Origin of the sequence: Agarivorans sp. B2Z047 (assembly GCF_023373605.1) — a bacterium.
Taxonomy (GTDB): domain Bacteria; phylum Pseudomonadota; class Gammaproteobacteria; order Enterobacterales; family Celerinatantimonadaceae; genus Agarivorans; species Agarivorans albus.
In genome coordinates, this window is record NZ_CP088080.1 from 3,542,542 (window position 1) to 3,568,043 (window position 25,502).

Here is a 25,502-nt window from a genome sequence, read left to right on the forward strand (position 1 = left end):
GAAAATCGATAGCATATATAAGTGTCCTATCTAACACACAGTGTTTTTAAATTTTAGTCCTTTTATCCAACCAATTGTTCGCCTCACTCTCACTTCTATCTACACCTATAGCATTTCGATAACAATGTGCCAATAGCCTCATACAAGACTTAGAACCTAACTCAGCTCCTTTTAAAAAAAGTTTAAAAGCCAAGTCATGATTAACATCTATATCTTTACCTTGCAAATTCATTTCCCCCAAAAAGAAACAACTTTCTGGATCGTTGCTTTCGACGGCCTTCATAAAGTAGTATTCCGCCCCCAAACCAATTGCTTTCATGTTGTCTGGAGATGTCTCCAATATCAACTTACCTAGTTCTCGATTAGCTCTAACACTGCCCATTTCAGAAGCTTTTATTAATAACAAAAGAGCACCTAATAAGTCCTTATCGATGTATTTCCCTTCCAACTTAAGCAAAGCTAAACGAACTATTGGAATAACCTTATTATCCTTAGCCGCTGAATACAGATTGTTAATATAGTCTTTAGTAACTGCTTGAGTTTTAGTAGGGTCAACCTGATTCTGCTCAGTAAGTTTTCTAATATAGTCAAGCGAGTACTCTTTCTCAATAACTGGTTTTTCAGGCAAGGTCCAATCGGAATAACCAAATTTATCCATCACTGGTTTAAACGTTTCTTTAAGGTACAGGTCATCGCTTGTAAACCAATTTTTCCAATCACCGCTAACGCCTTTACGTTTTATCTTTGAGGTCCACCCAGTTAGCTCTCTTTCATTAACAACCTTAAGACCTAGATAGTTTGACAAACATGTAAGATTTCCAACCGCAAAATCTTCATAACGCAGTAAATGAATAGAGTTACTCTCGATGAATGCAGATAGGTTATAGTAAAGGTCAAGATGCTTATCCCAACTATGTTCTTCGCCAAAACTATTGAATAAGGCACTAAAAGAAATACTTTTAGGATCATTCTGTTTTCTTTCGAACAGATTAAGCACCGCATTATATTTAGCTCTATTTTTAGCTAAATTAGGGCTGTCAAATTTATACAAAAGAGAGCTAACCAAGTAATCTCTTGGGTCTCTTACTATTACAATAACCTTGTCAAATTCGTTTACTTGAAAATTTACTTCTCTTAACCGGCCAAACATTATCTTAGTCAAAGCATCCGGTTGCTGACTATTAGTAACATACTGCAGTTCGTTACTATTTTTAGGTTCAAAACTAGTTGTGGTGCCTACAGGCAAACAATTCTTTATAGACTCATATAGAGCTGTGGTACCAGTTTTAGGCATTCCAATTATTGCAACTTTCATCTTGTAATCTCTTTACAAATATTTTTTTAACGTATTCCAATATACTTTGGCCAAATCTTCTTCTCGTAAATATTTTTCAGCATACTCTATCACTCTTTTCTGAAAGCTACCTACTTCGGCGATAAAGGACTTATCAGTCATAAAGCCTATTACATCATCTATACAAGAAACAGAAAGCAGCGGCAAAGAAGGAATGTTCAAGGTGTTACAGTAGTCCTCAACAGAAAACAAGTCTGCCGCAGAAAACACAATACAGCCAGCTTTCATACCTTCGATAGCAGCTTGATGAATTAACCCGCTATTAACATCATCTATTACGAATGAATTGGACTTCATAGCCAACATTATTTCATCATGCGTGACCGTATCTCGCCCAAACATACTCTTAATCGTTTTCACCTTATATCCATTAAGGTATTTCTCAATAGAATTTAACTTTTCAGAGTCATCTTTAGAAAACTTATTGGACCATCTAAAGTTTGTAACACGGATGTGTGGGCAGAAGATAGATTTAGTGCGAACCGGGTCAATAAATGCTTTGCTATCTGGCACAATGTTAGGCACTGATACAGCATCATGTATAAATCGTGCATGGCCCTGAGAAACTACAAAAACCTCATCAAATTCATAGTCGTCTAAAATATCATATGTAAAATGCGGCCCTTCAAATGGTGGTGAATGAATTTGATAAATAACACTTACTTCACTTGATTTAGTAGCGAAAATCAAATCAATAATATTCCTATCCATCATATTGTGGATAACAATAACTTTGGCAAGCTTAATATGTGCACGCAAATATTCGCTACTATTCTCTAGGCACCCAAATGCACCTTCTTTTATACAAAACGCATTATGAACATAGTTTCTCTTGACCAACGACACAGTTTTTTGACCAGAAAAGTGTTCCATCCATGAAGCAATTCGACTAACCGTCCCTGCTACTGGTGTATCAGAAATAACTAAAATCATTACTTTCTCCAGCCATCACCCACTTCACTTTTAAACCTCTCTTTAAAGCCTGCTCCAAAAAGTCACTTTGAGATAGCCCCATAACATCAAAAAAGTATTTTAGTGACCGAGTATTTACCATAAGCATACAGTTACTTTGATTTACTTCTGACAATCGAAGAGCTCGTTTATTGGAAACAATGACTAAATCTTCTTGAAGCCGTTGTTGAACATAGTGCTGAGCGACCTTTTTAAATTCCTCAGAAACAACTCCAGAATGATAAGAAAAAATATTATCATCTACACAAAAAAATAAGTCTGAATAACCAGATATCGTACTCAATAATTTAACAATGTTAGTCGCATTAAGATTTGAACCTGGACTAATTCCTGAAACAAATAGAATGTTTCTTAGCAAACCATAAAAGTCAGACTTACTGCTATTTGAAAACCTTAAAGGTATAATATCTTGGTCAACTATACTTGGAGAACAAATGATCAACTCTCGAACCAACTCTTTTTCTGCTAGAAATATTATTTTTTGAGTAGATTTGAAAGTAGCGCGATGCTCTTTTATAAAACCACAAGTAACGAACGAGTAAGAAACGCCACTATTGTATGCCTTATCAAAATAACTTGGCGAAACACTTATGATTTTTTTCAGCTCTTTTTCTAACCAACCACCTCGAGAGTATACAACAACAACTCGCTTCCCCCCCACATTGAAAGGAAGTTTATTATTCGCTAATGAATCACCATTTTCTATGGTTTCGAAATAACTATCCAACTGCCAAATGGTTTCTCCGTTAAACAACAACTTAAATGATTTTACTTTGTCATTAAAAGCATCAAACAGACTAACGGAAAAACCAGTCCTAATAGTTGCATCAACCTTAAGATAATTACATACATCTTCTCGAACTTGAGTTATCGCACTGTTTAACGAAAATACCCTGCCACAATCAGATTTTAAGACTAATTCACCATTACACAAATTAACATTTGACCACCCATGGAATCGGTATTGCGATGCATAATCTATATGAAATAGATGCTTACTCATAAACTTCCCTACATAAAGTTAACATTTGAATTTTCTTCTAATGCTTTAAGCTTAATACCCGCAGCTCGAAAATAAGATAAGGTAGCTCTCAGATTTTTAAGTTGAGACAAAATAACAAATTCGGGTAACGAATTACTCCCATCAATTCTTTTGTAACTGTATGGGGGATGAAGCATAACTCCCGTAGTCGCTAATTCAATACAACGTGAATGATAAGCGTACTGTAAAGCTGTAAATAGAACGGAGCAGCCATGATACACTTCTCCAGATTTCAATGAGAAACCATCTCTACCGAGGGACTTGAATAAGTAGACATTTTTTCTAGGGAAAAAACGAGTGTCAATAGTATCAATTGAAACAATCACATTACAATGAATATTCCTAAGTTCGTTGGCACTTTTTAAAAAAAAACGCTGGTCGGTTGCAAATAATTTACTAACTTGTATCGACTCTTTTTCTAACCAAAAAATTGCATCATTTAAAGCCCAGACCTCTCCCTTAAAAGATCTAATATAATCAATATGATTCTTTGCAGAAGGAGCACTACCAACAATAATCACTTTCTTAGAATAGCTTGGTAAATCTCTAAAGCTTTTCAACAGCAAGTCACTTGAGACACCTAATGCTTCATCGTTTAATGATGACGAAGTATCAAAACAAAACTTAATAGTTTTATTGGCATCAATTTTCAAATCAAGATTTTCCGTTCCTTTATCTAGCCTTAACTCGAAGCCAAAATCTTTTTTACTTTCACTTTGGAGGAACTCAGCGACATCAGGCCTTTGATAAAAGAATATTTCACAACTTAGAGCTTCTAAGTTTTCTATATCTCTAACATCGCCGTTAGACCACCCAGTAATAACACAGTGGTTTTCATCAATATAAGCAGACTCTATCATTAGCTTATTGTTAGAACCGCAGTCCACATTCATAACTTCTCTAAATGGGATAGGAATGTCCTTTTCTTCTTTAGCACCATTTAAAGATACGACTGCACATGTCGTGATATTATTCAAAACTTTTTTATTTTTCACTACATCGAGACTCCATATACAAATTTTTCCACCACTGCTGATTATCTAAATACCAATCTAAAGTCTTAGCAAAACCAGTTTCAAAAGACTCTACGGGCACGTAACTTAATTCGTTATTCGTTTTAGTGGCGTCTATGGCGTAGCGACGATCGTGGCCAGCGCGATCTTCTACATAGGTAATTAACTTCTCTGCTTGGCCTGCAAGCGCTTTAGTTGCTAAAGGATAGCGTTTGGCTAATTCGGGATTTTGGGCAAATTTTAGATTCATTTGCTGACAAACTAAATTAACAATATCGATGTTGGCCCACTCATTGTTGCCGCCAATGTTATAGTTTTCTCCAACACGACCTTTGTTTAATACTAGCTCTATACCGCGAGCATGGTCTTCGACATATAACCAATCTCGAATTTGCTGACCATCACCATAAACAGGTAGCGGCTTGTCATGCAAAATATTGGTCACTATAAGTGGTATTAGCTTTTCTGGGAAATGATAAGGACCATAGTTGTTTGAGCAGTTAGAAGTAGTAACCTGTAAGCCATAGGTATGGTGGTAAGCACGCACTAAATGGTCGCTAGCTGCCTTTGAGGCAGAATAAGGCGAATTAGGCGCATAAGCGGTATCCTCAGTGAAGGCTGGGTCTGTCGCATTAAGTGTACCGTATACTTCGTCGGTACTCACATGGTGGAAGCGGTGTTCTATAACCGGCTTGCCGTTTACTGTAGGCAAATCTATCCATACGTTTTTGGCTGCTTTTAATAAACTATAGGTACCAATAATATTAGTTTCTATAAAGGCATCTGGCCCAGTAATTGAGCGATCAACATGAGATTCTGCGGCAAAATGTACTAAGGTATCGACGTTGTGATCAATTAATAGCTTTTCTACTAAATTAGTGTCACAAATATCACCTTTTACAAAAGCAAAATTATCATTTTCTTGTATAGGATCTAAGCTAGCCTTATTACCAGCGTAGGTTAAGGCATCGAGAACGACTACCTTATCTTGTGGGTTGTTGGCCAACCAATAATGTACGAAGTTAACCCCAATAAAGCCGGCACCGCCGGTTACTAACAAGCTTTTATTACTCATATTGTCCACTTTAAATCACTGCTTACCCGTAAGGTAGAAAAACTAAAATTCTCGTTGTCGAATCCAAATAAAAATGGTCCCACTAAACGCTATTTTTATATGCATCCATCATACTACTTAACTGCACCCGCCAGTGCTCGGTGCCAAGGTCTGACGCTTGCTCAGCGCTTTGCTTGTCAATCACACTAAACGAAGGGCGAGCAGCTGGTAAAGGGTAAGCAGACGCAGCAATAGGTTTAATTGGTATCGCTTTATCTAATAAACCCTTTTCTATTGCCAACTCTTGGATGGCTACCGCGAAATCATACCACGAGGCTACACCAGCATCTGTCCAATGGTAAATAGGCGTTTGGCCTTGCCATTGCGGGTCTACTGCCATGCTATTACTAGCTTGTTTAGCGGCCATTGCCCATAACCATAAGGCTAAACCTTTAGCCCAAGTTGGAGTACCCACTTGGTCATAAATAATACCTAGCTCTGATTTATCGGCCATTAATCGCAGCATGGTTTTTACAAAGTTGTTGCCATTTACCGAGTACACCCAAGCTGTACGCACAATTAAAGCTTGCTCACCAAGTACATCGTTTACCGCTATATCACCCGCTAATTTAGACTCACCATAAACGTTAATAGGCTTGGTTTGGTCATCTACTTGATAAGGTGTGGTTTTATCACCGGAGAATACAAAATCAGTCGATACGTGCATTAAGTACACGCCTTGCTGCTTACAAGCCTGAGCCACATATTTAGCACCTAACTCATTAACCGCATAGGCAGTAGATTTGTCTGTCTCGGCGTTATCCACAGCTGTATAAGCTGCAGCATTAATCACAATATCAGGCTTATGCAAGCTTACTGCTGATTGCACTGCTGCTAGCTGAGTAATATCAAGGTTTTCCAGTCCTAAACTGACCAACTCAACACCCTCAGGTTTGGTTTGTTCTAGCTCCCAAGCTAACTGGCCACCTTTACCGGTAACGAGAACTTTCATAAAAATCCTATTAAATATTAGTCAAACTCATTGTACGTAATGCTTGCATTACTATCGCAACAAGCACTAGAGTTTTGGCGCTTCGCCAAGTGGTAATCCATTTGCGTCTTTATCTGATATTAAAGGAGGTTGTCCGTTCACTAATGGCCAATCAATACCGATGCTAGGGTCATCCCATTTTATCGATACATCAAACTCTGGCGCGTAATAGTCGGTACACTTGTATACAAATTCGGCCTCTTCACTCGTTACATAAAAGCCGTGAGCAAAGCCAGCAGGTACCCATAGTTGGCGTTTATTCTCGGCAGATAGAAACAGCCCAACCCACTGCCCATAAGTGGGCGAATTAGCGCGGATGTCTACGGCGACGTCAAACACCTCTCCACTTACCACTCTTACCAATTTCCCTTGGGTTTGCTGCGTTTGATAATGCAAACCTCGTAAAATCCCCTGTTTAGACTTAGAGTGGTTGTCTTGCACCAACGGCTGCTTTGTACAGTGCTCTTCAAATAAACTTTGGCGAAAGGTTTCCATAAAAAAACCACGGTCATCACCAAACACGGTTGGCTCAATGATTTTTACGTCGGGTATCGATGTGTCTATAAATTTCATATTGATTCGCAATTTAACTAAATACTTTTTGTTCGGTAAGTGATTTAAGATACTGGCCGTAACCATTTTTAAGCATAGGCTCGGCTAACGCCAAGAGCTGGTCTTTGTTGATAAGGCCTTTACGGTAAGCGATTTCTTCTGGGCAACACACTTTCAAACCTTGCCGTTTTTCTAATACCGAAATAAAATGCGCGGCTTCTAGCAACGAATCGTGAGTACCGGTATCTAACCAAGCACTGCCTCGCCCCATAAGCTCAACACTTAGTTCACCTTTTTGTAAGTAAAGGTTATTAAGATCGGTAATTTCTAGCTCGCCTCGAGGTGATGGTTTTATGGATTTGGCCATTTCTACTACATGTTGGTCGTAAAAATATAAACCAGTTACCGCATAGTTTGATTTGGGAGCACTTGGCTTTTCTTCTATAGATACCGCTTTGCCATTATTATCGAAGTCAACTACGCCGTAACGTTCAGGATCATTTACATGGTACCCAAACACGCTGGCACCTGAGCTTTGCTGATTGGCTTTTTGTAGCGACGCACTTAAATCATGTCCATAAAAAATATTATCGCCTAGTACCAAACAAGCAGGAGCGCCGTTCAAGAACTCTTCACCTAATATAAAGGCTTGCGCTAAACCATCTGGCGATGGTTGTGCTACATAAGAAAAACTCACTCCCCATTGCTCGCCACTACCGAGTAACTCTTGAAAACGTGGTAATTCTTCTGGTGTTGCAATTACCAAAATGTCAGTAATTCCGGCTAACATAAGCGTAGAAATAGGGTAATAGATCATTGGCTTATCATAAACCGGCATAAGTTGCTTACTGATCACCTTAGTTAAGGGATACAAACGCGTACCAGAACCACCAGCAAGTATAATTCCTTTTCTATTCATTCGTTCCCCTGTTGATTATACCTAAATAGATTAAGTGGAGACATAAAACGCTTAGTAAAGAGCTAAGGCTAATTAAGCTCTTTAATGGTTGCATATATAATTTTCCCTGAACCAAATAACAGAAGCAATATAGCAGCCATCAAAGCCAAGTTATATATTACTTCTGGATACTTATTATCCTCTGGTTTAGTAGGTGTTTCTACGCGCACCAAGTATTTAAGTTGTCGGTATGCCTCAATGCGAGATTTTTCTAAAGAAATTTGCGAAGAGGTATAAGCAGCTAATGCCAACTCTAAATTAACCTTATACTCTGAAAACCGCGCTAACAACTGGCTGACGGATAGGCCTTCTGAATTGTCACTTATATGTTCACTACTACCCTGTTCAGTTAAGCGCTCTCTCTCTATTTCCAATTGTTGATATAATGCATCTAGCTTAGCTTGGGCCATTACTACCTGGGGTGCTTTTTCGCTCATCGTAGACTTTAGAGCCCTTAATTCAGCATGCATAGTTGCAATTTGACTCTCTATAGCGAAAGCGATCTGAGATAACGCCATCCCCTCTGCTTCTGGATCCAAAAGATTATATTGCTGTTGAAACTCCAGTAACTGCTTTTTTGCCAATTGTAATCTTGATTCTACTAGTTGGTGCTCACCTTCTATAAACTTGAGCTGAGCTTTTGCTAACTCATGCCCTATAGAGTTTATATACCATTCAGCTCTTTTCGCTATAGCTTGACTTAAATAGAAAGCAAACTCGGGGTCAAACGCCTTAACGTATACAGAAACGATTTGAGAAACATCATCAATCTCCACTCTGACTTGTTGTAAATAAAAGTCAAAATAGTCTTCCTTGCTGGAGTCACCGCTCAATCTACTGAACACATCAATATTAGATTGAGTGAAATGTGACTTTAACGATAACTCTCTCTCAAGATATTTGAGCATATCATTTGAGTAAATATAAGCTCTTACCAACTGAGGGTCACTGTTACTGCTACTTACTCCTAAACCGCTTAAAATTGCCATAGAAGCATCCATTGTCGCAGCACTATCAGGTTGCTGTACAATTAGCTGCATTTGGCTTTCATATTTTGGTGTAGCGTAAAAAACTTGATAAAAAGCAAACACCATCCAAGGGAGGATAACGAAAATACAAATAGGCATTTTAATAATACCCAGCATCACATTATTTAAACCTTTAAACTTCTCGGTGTTAATATTCTCTAGAGATTCTAAGTTAGTATTCAGCTTAAGGTTTGATTTTACTTCAGTTTTAGCGATTTCCTGATGAGAGGAACTGTTATCAACACTTTTTAAAACCGTTGTTTTCTCGCTTAGCTTTGGCTTCAACATGTGTGGATAAGATTTACGCATCTTTAGTCTTAAGTCACTGTATACTCTATTTATTTCATCTCCATCACTTTTTAAAGTTTTAGCTCTTTGAATTATCCTAAACGACAATGGTAGGTTCTTAACCTCTAACTCCAGAGCGCTATGCAGCAGGTACTGCGGGTTGTTCCATTGCGAGGTAGAACACTTTAGTTTAAACTCAACGTAACGCTCTTCCACTTTATTGCTCATCAAAGCTCCTGATAACACTCGATAGCACTTTCTAAATCATTATAAAAAGCTAATTGACCATTATTAAGTATTATTGCGCTATCGCAAAACTGCCTAATTTCTTTTAGATCGTGACTAACCATAATTACATTTGCATTTTCACTACGTCGTAATAACGCTTGTTTTGCTTTACGTTTAAACTTTGCATCACCAACAGACGTTGCTTCATCTATTAAATAAACGTCAAAATCTATAGATATACAACATGCGAAAGCTAATTTAGCTCGCATACCGCTAGAATAACTTTTAACTGGAAGGTCATATTTTTTTGCCAACTCTGCAAAGTTCCTTACTTTATTTTCATATTCTTTAAGGTTCTTCACCCCGTTAACTCTACCAATAAAACGAGTATTTTCTCTACCCGTCATTTCTGGATGGATTCCCGTAGATAGCGCTACCGGCCAAGATATACTTAAATCAGTAACTATCTTACCTTTGTTTGGGTATTCACTACCGGCCAACAAGCGAAAAAGAGTAGATTTACCAGCTCCATTGGCTCCCAAAATAGCAATATTGTGACCTGCAGGTATAGAAAAGTTGATTTGGTCAAAAATATATTGGTCACCAAGTTTCGATGGGTAAAACTTGGTAACATTATTTAAAGAGATCACCGGCTAATCGCCCTTTTCCAGCTGGCATGATAAATAGACAAAGAAAATGTAAAAGTAATTAAAGTTATCATAAGTAAAAAATTTATACTCACGCCTTTAGCTCCGAAGGAGTTATACGCCGACTGCCTCGAAAGCTCAATTGCATGTAATATTGGATTCCAATCAAAATACTTCCAATACTCTTTAGGCATATCTTGTAAACTAAAAAAAACACCAGATATAAAAAATAATGGTCTGGTTAATACCCCTTGAACCTTACCTACTTCTTTAACAAAGCATTTCATCACTCCAAAAACTAGGCCAATAGACACTGCGGTCAACCACAGCAACACTGCACACACAAGGAGCATCAATGGATTATCAACGCGTATGTCGATTCCCATCAAGTACATAATGACGTATATACATAGCGCTACACCCAGTTTCACTAAAAGTTCAAAAAATGAAATAGCGATAATTGAACTAATAGGTTGTACCTGTCTAAAGGCATATAGTGACTTATTTTTAGAAATAGCGTTCGAAGAAGAGCTGAAAGCTGTCAAAAAAAGTTGAACAAGTAACATCCCATACATCATAAAGGCAAAGGTAGGCATAGTATGGATTTCACCTCCATTTAGCCTTCCGCGGATAAATGACAACAAAAATATAAACGATACTGGTTCAATTAAAGCCCAACTGATTCCTATTTTATCACTAAACCGACTACGAATCTCTCGTACAAACAACGCAAATATGACATCTTTCCATACCGCTAAACGACTACGCTTAGTCACTGTGGCCATTAACCTAGTCCCCTTCCATTTAGGGCCACTGAGTCAGCTTCCTTAATCAGAAAAACTTGTGTAAAGTTACAAAGAATTGTCGGCATACTATTTAGTTCTTGTTCGATATTTGAACACACCTGCTGCTTTTGAACGAGGTCATTATCTAGTTTTTGCAGGCGCTGTGCAAAGCTGATATCGATTTCATCTGGTAACCATAAGGCTGAATGCTGATCTTTAGTATATGAGGGGATTTGCCCTACTGGCCTAACCAGTGGAATTAAGCCTTGTTGCATTGCCTCTAATACTATCATTGCCATACCTTCATTTTTTGAAGGAAGTATTAGATAGCTAAATTTCGCAAGCGTTTCTGGGACTTGTTGTGGTAGCAATGAATTATGATATTTAAGCTCACTCCCTAGGCCTAGGCTTTCTCCTAAGGCGACCAGTTCGGCTTTAACGCCTTCATCTGGCCCATATATATCAAGACTCCACGAATCATCCAACTGAAGCATAAAACTAAGTAACTTTATAGCGTCATCCAAACCTTTATTGCTGGCTATTCGACCAATAAACACCATGGACTGGGGCTGTTTTATAGCATTAACTTTATCGTGCGCTATGTAATGGTTAATGATATTGGCCGTTCGCTGAGTTTCTTTACTAAGAAACTCTTGACTCGCATTAGAATCAGCACAAATTTTGTCACACAGCTTTAACGATAGCTTTGAGCTAAAACGGTCTGCCCAGTGCTTAAACTTATTGTTATGAAATATAAAAGCAGTTGAAACACTGGTAAAAAACGCAACAAGCCATAACAAGGGCTGGCTGCGCCATAAAGAACAGATTAGCCATGTAGGCTCTACGCTTTTAACACGTTTAAAAGCCTTTATGTATGTGATTGGGCTAAAGCGTTTACCATCAATTACATGTAGCCTTTTACTTAGTACTTCTTCAGGTAAATGGTCAACTAGACTTTGATCAACTTGCTCTAAACACAAAAGGTGATACTCAATTGTACTTGGCAAGTTGTTCAGCAAATATAGTGCAGCGGACTCTACTCCACCTATTTTTATTTGCGGTAGTACATGCATAACCTTAACGGGCTTCAAAATTACTCACCAAGCGCAAGTAACGTTCCGCCACCTGTTCTTTTGCAAAGTTCTTTTCCAAAGCTTGCGATTGAACTATAACGTTCTTTTGTTCGCAATTAGCCCTTATCGCATCCACCAAACACTTCATGTTTCTAATTGGTACGATGGTCGCGCCTTCCGCGCCTTTCACCGCTTCCCTCACACCGCTACACGCTGTGGCAATTACAGCGGTTTTAAGTAGTAAGGCTTCGATGAGTACAGTGGGCAGCCCTTCATAATCAGAGGTTAGTACCAATACTTTTGCTTGCTGTATCAAAGGGTAAGGGTTGTTAACGTGCCCTATTAAATGAACTTTATGAGCGATATCAAGAGTAACGGCTAATCGCTCCAATCGTTGGCGCAAACGACCATCACCGGCAATAACTAAATGTTGGCTGACTCCAGCTTCCGCATATGCTTTTAATAAGCGGTCAAAACGTTTTTGTTTATCTAAACGGCCAACTGCTACTAGGTAATTTTTTGGCTGCAGACTTAGTGCTAAGGGAAGCAATTGTTCACCGGCTCTTAATCTAATATCTTCAGCATCTATAATGTTGGGAATGACTTCAATCATATTGTCAGCCACTTTCAACCTGCGCCGAACATCATTTTTAACAGATTTAGATACAGCCAACTTAGGCTTATTCTTTATCGCATTTGCCATTACCATCATATTAATCTTACTGGGTAACCACCACTTAGCTTTTAGTTGTAAGCTTTTTTTGTTGTGTAGCACCATATAACAAGGCAATTTTGATACGTTTGAATACAGTATTTTAGAGTAGTGGCAATGCAAAAAAACAACATCAACATTCTTACTTAATAGGGTCTGTTCTAGTTCAGCACTCTTTCGCTTGGCCTTAAGTTTATAAAACAGTAAACCACCTAAGCTATACTTAGCCATTCGTCGAACAACATTGGTTTTTTTATTACTATTTAGTAGGCCTTTAGTGGTGAGGCAGGTTAACGAAATTCCGTCTGGGATAGGCACATCTACAGGCTTAGAAACTATTATTTCTGATTCTATACCACGTAAACTTAACTCTTGGCACAAGTTAAAAACAGCTTTAGTTACACCATTGCCGTCGATACGATTTATGATGTGAACAACTTTCACTGTTTAGCACTCTCCGTTTCATTTGGGCTTTTAACAATTAATCGCAATAGGTCTTTAATTAAAGAGCCTTTCGCAGCAGCGTAATTATTATAATAGTTGTTGTGCCAATAGCTAATTATGCGTCGAAAGCCCTTCACGCGTTGCTGTTTCCCTTCCATTATAGATAGGCGAAACTCTTGAAAAGCTTTAACCCGTAAGACTAATTTACCCTGCTCACTTTGGCAATGTTCTGAGTCAATCAAGGCTTGGTATGCTCTCAATCTCATAAAAAACTCTGGAGGAAATTGACTACGCCAATAGCCAGTTAACGCTTTTCGTATTTTCGTTAGCTTACTATCATAAACCGCACCCAAAGCATTTTTTCCATGTTGACGGTATTTAATCAGTTTTTGTGGAATAAAACCTATCGCGTCAATCTGAGCTGCTTTTAAAGCAAGCCAAGCGTCATGTGGATATTCATCATAAAATGGGAATTGCTGGTGCGCAAACTCTTTGCTTAAGGCTACTGTAGCTCCCGTTACGATGTTGTGTCTTAGTAACACCGATAAGGCCTGCCCCGCTAGAAAGCGTTGTTGATTCAATTTTGAAAAGTGTACACATTGCCACAAGTTAGGTTGAATGGGCATAAGCTTACTATCAGTTCGGTAGGCGTCACTAAATACCAACTTTTTACTCGGGTTAGAAGATAAAAAGCTCACCTGCAACTCAGCTTTATTGTTTATCCAGTAATCATCCTGGTCACTAAGCAAAATATAATCGTAAGTGCATAAAGATATGGCTTGCTCGAAGTTTTTGATAAACCCCAAGTTATGCTTATTGATGTGAATTCGAACATCAATTAGCGGGTTTTTCTCAGAAAACTTACGTATAAGCTCCACAGTGTTATCTTCAGAGCTATCATCACAAACCACAATCTCTTTAGGAGAATGAGTTTGTATTGCAATACTATCCAATTGCTCCAAAACAAAATGTGCACCATTAAAAGTGCACATTGCTACTGAATAGTCCGCCAACATATTAGTCGCGAAGCACTACGTTTGCCGCAACAGCAATTTGATAGATGATTTGGGTAATATCTTTAACAGCTTGCATTGTTTTGGCCTCTACTTTAGGCATCACCAGAATTTGGTCTCCTGCGACTAAAGTCTGCTGCGGAGAAAAATCGATCATACCGTTAGCGTGTACCACGGCTATCCGGTCAACATCCGCCCTTTCGGTAAAGCCTCCCGCCCATGCAACGTAGTCCAACAACACGGCATTCTCATTAAACACTACAGCTTGTGGCATCAACACTTCACCGGCAACCTGAATCAAATCATTTTGAGCGGGGATTATAATTCGGTCGCCTTGCTCCAAACGGATGTTAGCGACCTTACCGTCTGATGCAAGAATCACCTTACCTAGAGGTTCAATCTGCCTTGCTCGTTCAACAAATTGAACAACGAGTTCTGCTTCTTTTTGTCTAATAACCGCCTCGCCGTCTGAAGAAGCTGGTGCTGTAAATACGCTTCGTTCCAAACGGCGTAAAGACTCTTCGATAAGCTCTTTCTGCTTCAGCGCAACGCTTTCACGCTGAATGTAAATTGATTTAATATCAGCCAAGTCGGTATCAACTGAAATATAATCGAGCAACTCGAGTAAACGCGCATCTTTGTTTACAGTGTAGAAAGATGGTCCCAAATAACTACCGGTTATCTGTACATCAACAACTTGAGGTCTAAGGTCATCATTAAAGGTTACCGTGTCACCATCTTTTAACTCATAGGCTTCAAATTGTTTGTAAGGTAAGTACACCGATACAGGCCCGCTTTCTCGGTTACCAGCGACGGCAACATGACTAATTTTAGCCATCGGTCGAGCGTAATCGATCAAGCGTTTACCTAAAGATACTTCGTCTAGCAACTCGAAGCGAAACGGGTAGCGTGCACCGCCTTCAACAGTAACAGTAGGCCCCTGCTCACCTACTAAAATCACGTCGTTGTCTTTGAATGTTATTTGCGGCAACACGCCATTTCGCAAAAAGTCATATAAATCTATATGCTGAATAGCTTTCCCGTTTCGAACCACTGTTACCTTTCTATAGCTGCCTCTTTCAGCATCAATGCCGCCAGTTCTATTTAAATAGAATAGTACGCTATCCGATGCCAAACCTGCGTACTGCCCAGGTCGAAGCACAGGCCCAGTAACAAATACGCTAACAGGTGTTGCGTTCAATAAATTGACGTATACATTTACATTATTGGTATAAACCGAACGTATTTTTTGAGCAACAACGTCGTTAACTTCGGTTGCTGGCACATCAGACACTTTAATTGGTCCAACCTCAGGTATAAAAATATTGCCTTGGTTATCTACAGTAGCAATATCTGCGTGACTAACAGCTCCCCATATCCATATGGATATCTTGTCACCAGCCGCGACAATATAGTCTTCATTAAGCCCGTCGCTTCGTTCTGCCTCAAAAGCGCCTGTGAATAAGTTGGCACCATAAGGAGGAGGGAGATCTTCTTCACCAACTGGGAGCTGAGTATTAGGAGAAGGACTATTAAAGCCCGACTGAACACCTGCTTGCTGGTTAGCAGGAATAGGGATTAATTCGTTAGATGAAGTACTAAATGAAAAGAAGGCGAATGCCAAACAGGAAAGAACTTTGATATTCATAAAAAGTTTGATGGTCACGCGATTAGTTTCCTAGGCGAAGATCGTAAGTCAAATTGGAAACAGTTGGAGCAGATAAATACCAAGCTGTTTCAGAAGGCTTTCGACAAGCTACTCTGATCTCTGCTGAGGAGTCTGAACCAACTTCGGTAGCTTCAAACCTTCGACAAACCTTACCACTAGCTGAATCATAAAGATCTAACAATGTAATGTTGTACTTAGAAATACTCAAATTTGAGAAACGCTCTGCTGAATCTAACTCTCCCCAGTACTGCTCTGGAATCAAATTTTTATCACGTTCTACAACATTCTCGACTAGCTGTCTACTTGCCACAGGTTGCTCAATGGGTTTAGTGCACCCAGAAAGAACAAGCGCAGTGGTTACAGCAATTAACCATTTTGACATATTCATTTTTATATTGTTTTGATAAAGCTAATGGTGCAGTTATACCACACTATTACTTTTAATTTGTCCAACGATAGCATTATATAAAATGAAGGCTAGCATAAAACTAGCGAACATTAACGGTTGAGGCACATTTAGGACGCAACCCAAGACACCGAGTCCTGCCATCACAAAAGCTAGAAAACTGACTATAGCAAGCACGGCTTTTTTACTAAAACCGGCGGCTAACAGGCGATGATGGATATGGCGATGGTCAGCTTCCAAAGGAGAGTGCCCAGCTTTCACTCTATGAATCATAACAGAGGCCATATCCATTAACGGTAACCCGACCAGCCATAAGGCAGCTGCTGGAGTGAAACTGGGGGAGCTTGTTTGCGTGCCACCAATTAACAACCACACAACACTGTAACCGATAAGCATTGCGCCAGCATCACCCAAAAATACTTTTGTTTTAAAAGGCGGGATCGTTAAATTCATCAACAAATAGGGAATTAGTGCAACAGCCAGAGCCATCGCCAACATCATATCGAAACTAATACCATTAGCGGAGAATAGAAAAGCCATCGACGCAAAAATAACCAGTGCTACACCGCCAACCAAACCATCTAAACCGTCTAACATATTAAACGAGTTTATGGCTCCTATTACCGCTAAGGCGGTCAAGGCATAACTAGCACTACCTAGATAGATATCTCCGGTACCGACTAAGTCACCTAAGTTGAACAAAAAATGTTCCATCTGCATACACAAAAACAGCGTGATGAACACTTGAGCAACGAGCTTAAACTTTGCAGATAGCCCATTTCTGTCATCGATGACGCCCAACAACACACACATCATGGCGCCTGAAAAATATGAAATACTATCAGAATCGAAGGGAACAAAAGCCAAGGTGCTGGCCGCCAAACCAAAAAAAACAGCGAGTCCACCAACGGCAGGTACTGGAGATTCGTGATTTTTTCTACTATCAGGTATGTCGTTTAAACCGACAGCTTCCGAAAAGGGTTTTAGAAAAACTAAAGCAAAAAAAGTAAGTACAGTTGTACCCAACATCAATAAAATAAGAGATTCCATGTTAAACCTTGACCAAAATTTAATACAACATGTTCATTTAGTTACTAGTACTGGGTTACGACTGCTTTACGCCAATATTTTATGCTTATTTTTATATTCATATTGATATCTTACTCTAAGGTTCCGGTAATCCATCACCGATTAGATCGACTATACGCTTCGATATAGTGTACTTATAGTACATCTATTTACATACATAAAGAAAGGAAATAAAGACCAATTAGTCAATTAATTTACTGGGAAGAGTTTTAGGTTGATGCGATCGTCGGCCAAGTTTTTAAAGCGTAAACTAAAGCCTATGTCTGACAGCTTTCCGGTGCTTTCTAAGTAATGGGCATCGGCGTTTAGACCTAAAGGCATTCCAGGATGAGCTGCATCAAAAGGAGTTGGTGCATCTAACAAACCCGCATTAGCAAACAATACTTGGTCATGCTCTATCACACCATACAAGCAGGCAACTGGTGCCCGTAGATCGGCTGCTTTAATAATACGGTTAAGCGTACTAAGGGCTTCGCTGGGTTGAAGCGCTGTCGGGTCATTAACCAAAAAGCGATTCCACATGTCTTGGAAAAAGCCATTTATAATGACTGCAGCAACCACTCCTTCATCACCTAATAAGCAAATATCAACCACCAAAAAACCTACATGATGCTCGTCAATTTGCTTAATAATGGGAAACAGAGATTGCCCTTTCAATCGGTAATGACAAAAGAACCCGATGATTTCTTGGGTATTCTCTGGAAGGATTTCATTCAAAACCATGCTCGCTTGAGCATCATTGGCTTTAAAGTGGGCTTTATGTTCATCGAACTCGGCAAATTCCATTTGCAGGCTGTGCTCGTTCGCCATTGAAAGGTTAGCAAGAATGGTGTCAGTTAACTCATTAAAATCGGTAAGCGGTTTAACTAAAAAGTCACTAGCACCGAGCTGCAATACCTTACGCAAATCGGCCATGGTGCTTTTACCGGAAATAACCACAACACTGCCGGGGAAGGTGTCTAAGCGTTGCAGCAGTTCCACCCCATTCATGCGCGGCATGATGAGGTCCATTAAAATAATATCGTAATGTTGTTGATTGATAGCATTAAGGGCTTCTTGTCCATCTCCTACAGCCCCAACCATTGCGCCTTTTTGAGTTAGAAACGCGAGCAACTGCTGACGAAACACCACTTCATCTTCTACAACTAAAATTGAGATCCCGTATAAAGGGTTATCGTCGCGCTCCAGCACTCTCTCCAAATATCCTTATTAATTAATACGTTAATAGCATTTAGGTGGTCTAATGTGTTGATAATATAAGCAAAGTAACTGCAACGCCAGCAAGCGTGTATAAAATTTATACCACACAAAGGTATGTAAAAAACCAAATCTGGGTTGGCAGCGCTAACACTAGCAGCAGAGGCCGTTAGGTGCGCTGAACGATACTACTTACAAGCATAGTTCAGCTTAATTAATAATCTTCTAACTCGTCTAAATAATCTTCTAAAGCTGAATCGATATCTTGTTTTGAGGATGTAGGCGGCTTACCGTTGTAGAAGCGATATAAGCGATACTGTAAGTAAGCATCTTTAACAAAGGTATAGCTGTCTAGCGAGTTATCCAATAGAGGTTCTTGCTCAATAACAGACGCACGTTTGTACAATCCGTCTAAGCCCCACTTAATCACCTGCTCGGCAAACGTTAAGTTGGTTAATGGCGATGCAAATGCGTCTACCCAGTCGCCAACTTCCTTACGTACGGTGGTTGGCCCAAGTACAGGCAACATTACATAAGGCCCTTCTGGCACCCCGTAGAATCCCATTACATCGCCGAATTCTTCAATGTCTCGCTGTACACCAGAGCGCCCCATTAGGTCGAAAATGCCAAAAATACCAAAGCTGGAGTTAAACAAAAATCGAACTAGATTATTAGAAGCACGTTCTACCTTGCCTTGCAGGAGGTGGTTAGCAAAACTAGCGGGCTCTTCCAAGTTACGAATAACGTTGTTTATGGCTTCGCGAATGCCAAAGGGTAAGTACTCGGCATATACATGTGTTACAGGACGATAAAGAGGTTTATCCAAATAATTATAGTTGAAGTTCCACATGCTTCGATTGAAGCCCTCGAAAGGATCGGAGAAGTCTTGATAAGGCTCATCAAAAGCCTCTACTTCATTAGCCATTGTGGTAGATGCAGTAGACAACATAACAGCAAACATCAAAAAAGCTGTAACTACTTTACGCACTCAGCCCCCCTTCCTTGGTCGGATACCTATCGCAAATCAACTCACCAAATAATTTGCGAATACAAATAAAAAAAGGTTGCTAAGCAACCTCTTTTTATTATGGCATCTATGTTAAGAGCTGAATAGTAAAAACTATTAACACTTACAATATTAATACATAATTACAGGGGAGTATCGATAAGCAAACTTATTGCTTGTTCTTCACCCTGAGAGATAGCAGAAGATTGCCCTTCCCAATCACCTTCAATGGTTTGTACATTGTTGTCGTAAGACAAGCGTGCGGTAATATAAAAATCGCCTTGCTGAGAAAGCTTAAGACCTTCCATCATGCTATCACTGTCAGACAAACTCACCGTTACAGGAAAACGCGGATGCGCTACTTTTTTGGCCGCTAAAGGCATTGGCGGGCCATTCACAGACTTCGCGAATACAAACAAGAAGCTTGAGCCTGGCACTTCCAACCCTTCTTTCACGTCTACAGTGATGCTGTAGCTAGGACCACTTGCTGGATTGTTTTCAACCACCGCCTGCTCAACGGCCGGGGTTTGTTCCGCAGCTGGCGCTTGCTGTTGAGCAATTTGCGCTTCGGCAAACTCAATACTTTGTTGCAGCATTTGATAACGCTCAGAGTCAGCATCAACCAAACTAAGCATTCTCTGCCAGCGATCAATAGCCAACTGAAACTGCTGTTGCTCAAGTGCCATAAAAGCATACAAGGACCAAAGCTCTAATTGACTAGAATCTTGCTGTAGGGCTAATACCAATAGTCGCTCAGCGCGCGCTTGTTCACTGGGTTCGCCACTGTAGAACAAAGATTGCGCATAAACAGCTATAATATTGGCACTTTTTGAATCGCGCATATAAGCTTGCTCTGCGGCATCGGTCATTATGTCTAAACGATTTAGAGCTTGGCCAACTTTAGCCAATAAAAACCAACCGCGTGTATCGCTGGGGTCATTATGTAACTTGGTACGCAAGCCTAAAGCGAACTCATTTAAGTCTTGTTCACTTACCTCACCACCTTGACCAAGTAACACCTTGTTACTCAGCTCTGGCATTTTTTGCACAATCGCCTGCCAGTCTTGAACCTTTTCAGCACTGCCTAGTTTGATATACATGCCAATGGAAATAGCCACCACAAAAACCACACCGGGAAGCGCAACCCAAGGGGAAATAGCACTACGTTTGGCATCTGCTTCTTCGGGAATATCATCCAACAAATTATGCTGAAGTTCGCTCACTAACACTGAGCTATCTTCCGCTAAGCCTTGCGCATTCTCTTGTTCAATTTCAATTAATCTATCTTTGTAGAGAGTTTTATTTAGTTCTGTTTGAGTCACCGAGCGACTGTCTCGTTGTCGCCACAAAGGCAATACAACAACCGCCACAGCCAACAGGGTTAAAACGGCAGCAGCCAACCAAAATACTGTCATTATTTCTCTTGCTCCGTTTGTTTAATTAGCTGCTCTAGGCGTTCTTGTTCAGCCACATCTAGCGCAGGTTTTGCGTCTTTTCTTCTTCGGGCTAGTCGCCACACAGTAAATCCACCAATCAATATAATTAATACCGGTGCTATCCAAAGGGTAAGCACCGCTGGAGTAAGTGGCGGGTCGTAGCGCACAAAGTTGCCATAGCGCGCTACCATATAATCCAATACTTCTTGTTTATCACTACCCGACTTCACCATTTGGTAGGTTTTCTCGCGTAAGTCTTGAGCAAGCCCAGCGTTAGAATCTGAGATGTTATTGTTTTGACATTTAGGGCAACGTAACTCACGTGTTAACTCTCGAAACAGCTCTTCTTGTTCTGGGTTATCAAACTCGAGAGCTGAAATCGCAGCGTTCGCCATTATAGGAAGGCTAAGTAACAGCACCGCTAAAAAGCTTTGAAAAGTTTTCATCATGATTAATCCAAACCAGCAAATATTGGCGCAAGCTCTGCTTGCCAATTACGCGCGTTTACATCACCCACATGGCGATAACGAATTACACCTTGGCTATCGATAAAATAGGTTTCTGGAGCACCATACACACCAAGATCTAATGCCAACAGGCCCTTACCATCGTACAAGTTCACTTGATAAGGGTTACCCAGTTGCTCCAACCACTTTATCGCTTTAATTCGATCGTCTTTGTAATTTAAGCCAACAATCTTAACGCCCTGTTCTGCCAAAGAATTCAAAAAGGTATGTTCTGCGCGACAGGTGGGGCACCAAGTAGCCCAAACATTTAGCAACAAGGGTTCACCCTTAAATATCGCAGCATCGTGTTGCTTATCTTGCTGATAAATATCTTGCAAAGTGAATTGCGGAACCGGCTTGCCTATTAATACCGACTCAAGCTCGGTAGCGTCACTGTACAAACCTCGGTATAAAAACACTGCCATAAACAAGAAGGCGATAAGAGGCAGTAAAAAATAAAAAATACGTTTATTCATTTAAGCCTCCTCTACCAAATCAGTGCTTTTACTACTTGCACCTTTTACAGGTGGCTTGCCACTTAACTGCTCTTGCTTAACTTTGAAACGATAGCGTTTATCCGACATGGCAAATATACCGCCAATTGCCATAATAATTGAGCCTAGCCAAATCCAGCGGATAAAGGGCTTGTAATATAGGCGCACTGCCCATGCTCCACCGGGAAGCTGCTCACCCATTGCTGCGTATAAGTCACGCCATAAGCCTGCATCAATGGCAGCTTCTGTCATCATGTTACGTTGTACCCGATAGAAACGTTTTTCTGCGCGTAAGGTTGTTGCTAAGTGCTCATCTTTATATACGTCAATCACCCCAACATGGCCTTCATAGTTTGGACCGACTAAAGGCTCAACCTGTTTGAAGTGAAAAGAGTAAGCAGCAAAGGTGACTGAATCACCAGGCTCTAAACGCAAGTCACGTTCAATACTGTAATGGCTGGTCAATGCAACGCCAATTACCGTTACCGCAAGACCTAAATGGCCAAGTACCATTGCCCAATGAGAACGACTAAGTACTTTTAAACCTTTGGTGAAACTGTGACGGTGAGTGGCACGCAAATATACTTCTAAAGCTGTACAGCTAATCACCCAAAATGATAAGGCAAGCGCCATGTAAGCCAAGGCGTAGAACTTCGGTGCTAGCATTACCAATAATGCAGCTGGCAGCAATAAACTAAACGCTGCTAAAGCCAGCAGCCAACCTTTAAGGGGGCGAACGTCTTGGCGCTTCCACCGCAGCAAAGGACCAATACCCAAAGCAATCGCAAAAGGCACAATCATCCAGCTAAACATTCGGTTAAAGAAGGCCTCACCAATTGAGATGCTGCCTAGGCCAATTTCTTTATGAATAAGCGGCAATAAAGTACCCAACAATACCACCACTAAGGCAGCCACTAGTAAGATGTTGTTGATTAACAAGAAGGTCTCGCGAGAAAACAAACTATAAGTTCCGCGACTTTTCACCTGTGAGCCACGAATAGCAAACAGCAATAAGGAGCCACCAATCACCACCAACAAGAAGCCTAAAATAAACAAGCCTCGAGCGGGGTCGCTCGCGAAGGCATGCACCGAGACCAATACGCCGGAGCGAACTAAAAAGGTTCCTAATAGGCTAAGAGAAAACGCCGATATAGCCAGCAACACTGTCCAGGATTTAAACACCCCTCGCTTTTCGGTTACCGCTAATGAATGCAGCAGCGCAGTACCTACTAGCCAAGGCATGAACGAGGCATTTTCTACTGGATCCCAGAACCACCAACCTCCCCAGCCTAATTCGTAGTATGCCCACCAACTTCCTAGTGAAATACCTAAGGTAAGGAAAATCCAAGCCGCCATTGTCCAAGGGCGAGACCATCGAGCCCAAGTGGAATCTAAACGTCCGGCCATTAGAGCAGCGATAGCAAAAGCAAAAGCCACTGAAAAGCCAACATAGCCCATATACAAAAGAGGTGGGTGGAAAATTAATCCTACATCTTGCAATAAAGGATTCAAATCTTGTCCATCAACTGGGAAAAATGGCAAAGTCCTATCGAAGGGATTTGAAGTAAGCAAGATGAACAGGTAAAAACCTACACATATCATACCCATTACCGCCACTACTCGCGCAACAGCGTCGAGTGGTAAGCCGCGACTGAACATTGCTACTGCAGCGCCCCACCCCGACAAAATCATTGCCCACAGCAATAATGAACCTTCGTGCGCTCCCCAAACAGCTGATAAGCGGTAGTAAACCGGTAACTGGCTGTTCGAGTTATTAGCCACATAAGCTACCGAGAAATCATTTATAGCAAATGAGTAGCTCAAGACCACAAAAGACAATGTGACGAAGGCAAACTGCGCTAGCGCTAAAGGTCGAGCAAGTTTCATTAATGAAACACTATTTTTACTCGCGCCCCATAGCGGGTATACACTTTGTAAAATAGCTAACGCACAAGAAAGAATTAATGCGTAATGTCCAAGTTCCGGGATCATAGTTACCGTCTCTAGTGTCCAGAGCCTTTAAGCTGGGCTTCTGTATATTCTGGTTTAAAGTGTTCCATACCTTCTAGTGCTTCAGCCACTTCCTGCGGCATGTATTCTTCGTCGTGTTTAGCGAGTACTTCGAAAGCATTTACGGTTGTAGCATTGGCTAATTCACCTTGAGCTACAATGCCTTGTCCTTCTCTAAATAAGTCTGGCAGAATGCCTTCATAGTTAATGGTTACAATACCACCGCCAGCATCACTCAGCTTAAAACTAACTTGCAAGCTAGTTTGCGAGCGCTCTACCGTACCTGGTAATACTAAGCCACCAATTCTTAAACGTTGGCCTACTTCGGGTTTAATCTCGTCTTTTCCTTTGCCATTTACCAGCTCGGAGGGAGTGTAAAATAGATCGATATTCTGTTGTAACGCAAACAGCAATAAGCCGATAGAAGCCCCCAAACCAATTACAATTGCTAGAACAATCGTTAAGCGTTTTTTACGTCTTGGGTTCATAAGCGTTCAGTTACCTCTTTTGCTGCTTCAACTCGTTGCTGTCGCGCAGATTGGCGCGCAACAGATTTAAAAATGGCATTTCGTTTAACAATACTGTCTATCACTATACCTACCATGGCTAGAGCGCTTACCCCAAACGCAAGCCACACATAAAAACCATAACCACCCATAGCAAAAAAATCTGCGACTGATTCAAATTGCATCGTGCTACCCCTTTGCTTGAATATGGCGTTGAATAAGTTGTTGTACCCATGGTCTACGTTGCTCGCGGCGCAACAGTTCAGTTCTAAAGCGAACCAAGCTCACCGCGCCAAGGAAAAATCCAAAGGCAAGAATATTTAGCAGTAAAGGCCATAGCATTCGAGAGTCGATAGAGGGTTTATCAAACTTGGTAATGGTTGCGCCCTGATGCAGGGTGTTCCACCACTCCACCGAGTAATGAATAATAGGCAAATTAATCACACCAACAATGCTGAGAATGCCCGCAGCGCGACCAGCCATGGTTTTATCTGAAAAAGCGTTATAAAGGGCAATAACCCCTAAATATAAAAACAGCAGTATTAACTCTGAAGTAAGGCGCGCATCCCATACCCACCAAGCTCCCCACATTGGTTTGCCCCAAGCAGCGCCGGTAAATAAGGCAACAAAAGTAAATACCGCGCCAACTGGCGCAACAGCTGCTACATACATATCGGCTTGTTTAATTTGCCAAACTAAACCAATAAAAGCTGCAATGGCCATTGATGAGTAAGCGCCCATCGACATAATTGCTGAAGGCACATGAATATAGATAATCCTAAAACTGTCGCCTTGTTGGTAATCGGCAGGAGCAAATAAAAGGCCCCACACTAAACCTACAGAAAAACACACAATGGCAAAAACACTAAACCAAGGAACAAATTTTCCTGCTAGGGTGTAACTCGCTTCAGGTTTTGCGTATGGATGTAACCATTTCCACATAATGGTATTTACTCTCTCGGTCTTATT

At 40.6% G+C, this 25,502-nt stretch carries 26 protein-coding genes; all 26 read right to left on the reverse strand.

The genetic code is table 11. From position 1 onward, the window contains the following. Positions 1-46: 46 nt before the first annotated feature. Complete coding sequence (locus LQZ07_RS16150; protein WP_152781262.1) at positions 47-1,315, reverse strand: sulfotransferase domain-containing protein; 1,269 nt, start codon at positions 1,313-1,315, stop codon at positions 47-49. Positions 1,316-1,327: 12 nt separating this feature from the next. Further along, positions 1,328-2,287 carry a hypothetical protein gene (locus tag LQZ07_RS16155; protein ID WP_152781264.1) on the reverse strand — a complete coding sequence of 320 codons (960 nt, stop codon included), beginning with the start codon at positions 2,285-2,287 and terminating at the stop codon, positions 1,328-1,330. Next, positions 2,268-3,329, reverse strand: a complete 1,062-nt coding sequence (locus tag LQZ07_RS16160) for a hypothetical protein (RefSeq protein ID WP_152781266.1) — start codon at positions 3,327-3,329, stop codon at positions 2,268-2,270. The genes LQZ07_RS16155 and LQZ07_RS16160 overlap by 20 nt, the downstream gene beginning before the upstream one ends. An 8-nt stretch (positions 3,330-3,337) precedes the next feature. Further along, positions 3,338-4,363, reverse strand: coding sequence for a hypothetical protein (locus LQZ07_RS16165; protein ID WP_152781268.1), 1,026 nt, complete (start codon positions 4,361-4,363; stop codon positions 3,338-3,340). Next, entirely contained in the window at positions 4,353-5,456 is a 1,104-nt protein-coding gene (rfbB, locus tag LQZ07_RS16170) for a dTDP-glucose 4,6-dehydratase (RefSeq protein WP_152781270.1), read from the reverse strand. The genes LQZ07_RS16165 and rfbB overlap by 11 nt, the downstream gene beginning before the upstream one ends. Positions 5,457-5,538: 82 nt before the next feature. Further along, the gene (gene rfbD / locus LQZ07_RS16175; protein WP_152781272.1) at positions 5,539-6,447 is read right to left on the reverse strand and encodes a dTDP-4-dehydrorhamnose reductase; all 909 of its coding nucleotides are present in this window, start codon (positions 6,445-6,447) and stop codon (positions 5,539-5,541) included. 66 nt (positions 6,448-6,513) lie between these two features. Further along, positions 6,514-7,059, reverse strand: a complete 546-nt coding sequence (rfbC, locus tag LQZ07_RS16180) for a dTDP-4-dehydrorhamnose 3,5-epimerase (RefSeq protein WP_152781274.1) — start codon at positions 7,057-7,059, stop codon at positions 6,514-6,516. Between the two features lie 13 nt (positions 7,060-7,072). Next, positions 7,073-7,957, reverse strand: coding sequence for a glucose-1-phosphate thymidylyltransferase RfbA (gene rfbA, locus LQZ07_RS16185; protein WP_152781276.1), 885 nt, complete (start codon positions 7,955-7,957; stop codon positions 7,073-7,075). Between the two features lie 68 nt (positions 7,958-8,025). After that, positions 8,026-9,540 (reverse strand): lipopolysaccharide biosynthesis protein, encoded by a 1,515-nt coding sequence (locus LQZ07_RS16190; protein WP_152781278.1) that lies wholly within the window; start codon positions 9,538-9,540, stop codon positions 8,026-8,028. Then, positions 9,540-10,190, reverse strand: a complete 651-nt coding sequence (locus tag LQZ07_RS16195; RefSeq protein WP_249483205.1) for an ABC transporter ATP-binding protein — start codon at positions 10,188-10,190, stop codon at positions 9,540-9,542. The genes LQZ07_RS16190 and LQZ07_RS16195 overlap by 1 nt, the downstream gene beginning before the upstream one ends. Next, positions 10,187-10,972 (reverse strand): ABC transporter permease, encoded by a 786-nt coding sequence (locus tag LQZ07_RS16200; protein ID WP_152781280.1) that lies wholly within the window; start codon positions 10,970-10,972, stop codon positions 10,187-10,189. Before LQZ07_RS16200 ends, LQZ07_RS16195 begins: the two co-directional genes overlap by 4 nt. Continuing rightward, complete coding sequence (locus tag LQZ07_RS16205) at positions 10,972-12,063, reverse strand: glycosyltransferase family 4 protein (RefSeq protein WP_152781282.1); 1,092 nt, start codon at positions 12,061-12,063, stop codon at positions 10,972-10,974. Before LQZ07_RS16205 ends, LQZ07_RS16200 begins: the two co-directional genes overlap by 1 nt. Continuing rightward, a complete protein-coding gene (locus LQZ07_RS16210) occupies positions 12,050-13,201 on the reverse strand; it encodes a glycosyltransferase (protein WP_152781284.1) in 1,152 nt (383 codons plus the stop codon). Before LQZ07_RS16210 ends, LQZ07_RS16205 begins: the two co-directional genes overlap by 14 nt. Beyond that, a complete protein-coding gene (locus LQZ07_RS16215; RefSeq protein WP_152781286.1) occupies positions 13,198-14,217 on the reverse strand; it encodes a glycosyltransferase family 2 protein in 1,020 nt (339 codons plus the stop codon). The genes LQZ07_RS16210 and LQZ07_RS16215 overlap by 4 nt, the downstream gene beginning before the upstream one ends. A gap of 1 nt (position 14,218) precedes the next feature. Continuing rightward, a complete protein-coding gene (locus LQZ07_RS16220; protein WP_249483209.1) occupies positions 14,219-15,880 on the reverse strand; it encodes a polysaccharide biosynthesis/export family protein in 1,662 nt (553 codons plus the stop codon). Positions 15,881-15,884: 4 nt separating this feature from the next. After that, positions 15,885-16,271, reverse strand: coding sequence for a hypothetical protein (locus LQZ07_RS16225; RefSeq protein WP_152781288.1), 387 nt, complete (start codon positions 16,269-16,271; stop codon positions 15,885-15,887). A gap of 33 nt (positions 16,272-16,304) precedes the next feature. Then, positions 16,305-17,339, reverse strand: a complete 1,035-nt coding sequence (locus LQZ07_RS16230; RefSeq protein ID WP_152781290.1) for an undecaprenyl-phosphate alpha-N-acetylglucosaminyl 1-phosphate transferase — start codon at positions 17,337-17,339, stop codon at positions 16,305-16,307. Positions 17,340-17,567: 228 nt separating this feature from the next. Next, a complete protein-coding gene (locus LQZ07_RS16235) occupies positions 17,568-18,569 on the reverse strand; it encodes a response regulator (protein WP_194164094.1) in 1,002 nt (333 codons plus the stop codon). A gap of 220 nt (positions 18,570-18,789) precedes the next feature. Next, complete coding sequence (locus tag LQZ07_RS16240; protein WP_152781294.1) at positions 18,790-19,563, reverse strand: VacJ family lipoprotein; 774 nt, start codon at positions 19,561-19,563, stop codon at positions 18,790-18,792. Positions 19,564-19,724: 161 nt separating this feature from the next. Beyond that, a complete protein-coding gene (ccmI, locus tag LQZ07_RS16245; protein WP_152781296.1) occupies positions 19,725-20,996 on the reverse strand; it encodes a c-type cytochrome biogenesis protein CcmI in 1,272 nt (423 codons plus the stop codon). Then, a complete protein-coding gene (locus LQZ07_RS16250) occupies positions 20,996-21,466 on the reverse strand; it encodes a cytochrome c-type biogenesis protein (protein WP_152781298.1) in 471 nt (156 codons plus the stop codon). Before LQZ07_RS16250 ends, ccmI begins: the two co-directional genes overlap by 1 nt. Before the next feature lie 2 nt (positions 21,467-21,468). Beyond that, positions 21,469-21,999, reverse strand: a complete 531-nt coding sequence (locus tag LQZ07_RS16255) for a DsbE family thiol:disulfide interchange protein (protein ID WP_016401681.1) — start codon at positions 21,997-21,999, stop codon at positions 21,469-21,471. Then, positions 22,000-24,009: a heme lyase CcmF/NrfE family subunit gene (locus tag LQZ07_RS16260; protein WP_152781300.1), complete on the reverse strand. Its 2,010-nt coding sequence runs from the start codon at positions 24,007-24,009 to the stop codon at positions 22,000-22,002. An 11-nt stretch (positions 24,010-24,020) separates the two neighbouring features. Continuing rightward, entirely contained in the window at positions 24,021-24,515 is a 495-nt protein-coding gene (gene ccmE / locus LQZ07_RS16265; protein ID WP_016401683.1) for a cytochrome c maturation protein CcmE, read from the reverse strand. After that, complete coding sequence (gene ccmD, locus LQZ07_RS16270; RefSeq protein ID WP_016401684.1) at positions 24,512-24,718, reverse strand: heme exporter protein CcmD; 207 nt, start codon at positions 24,716-24,718, stop codon at positions 24,512-24,514. The genes ccmE and ccmD overlap by 4 nt, the downstream gene beginning before the upstream one ends. Before the next feature lie 4 nt (positions 24,719-24,722). Continuing rightward, positions 24,723-25,475 (reverse strand): heme ABC transporter permease, encoded by a 753-nt coding sequence (locus LQZ07_RS16275; RefSeq protein ID WP_152781302.1) that lies wholly within the window; start codon positions 25,473-25,475, stop codon positions 24,723-24,725. Positions 25,476-25,502: the final 27 nt, after the last annotated feature.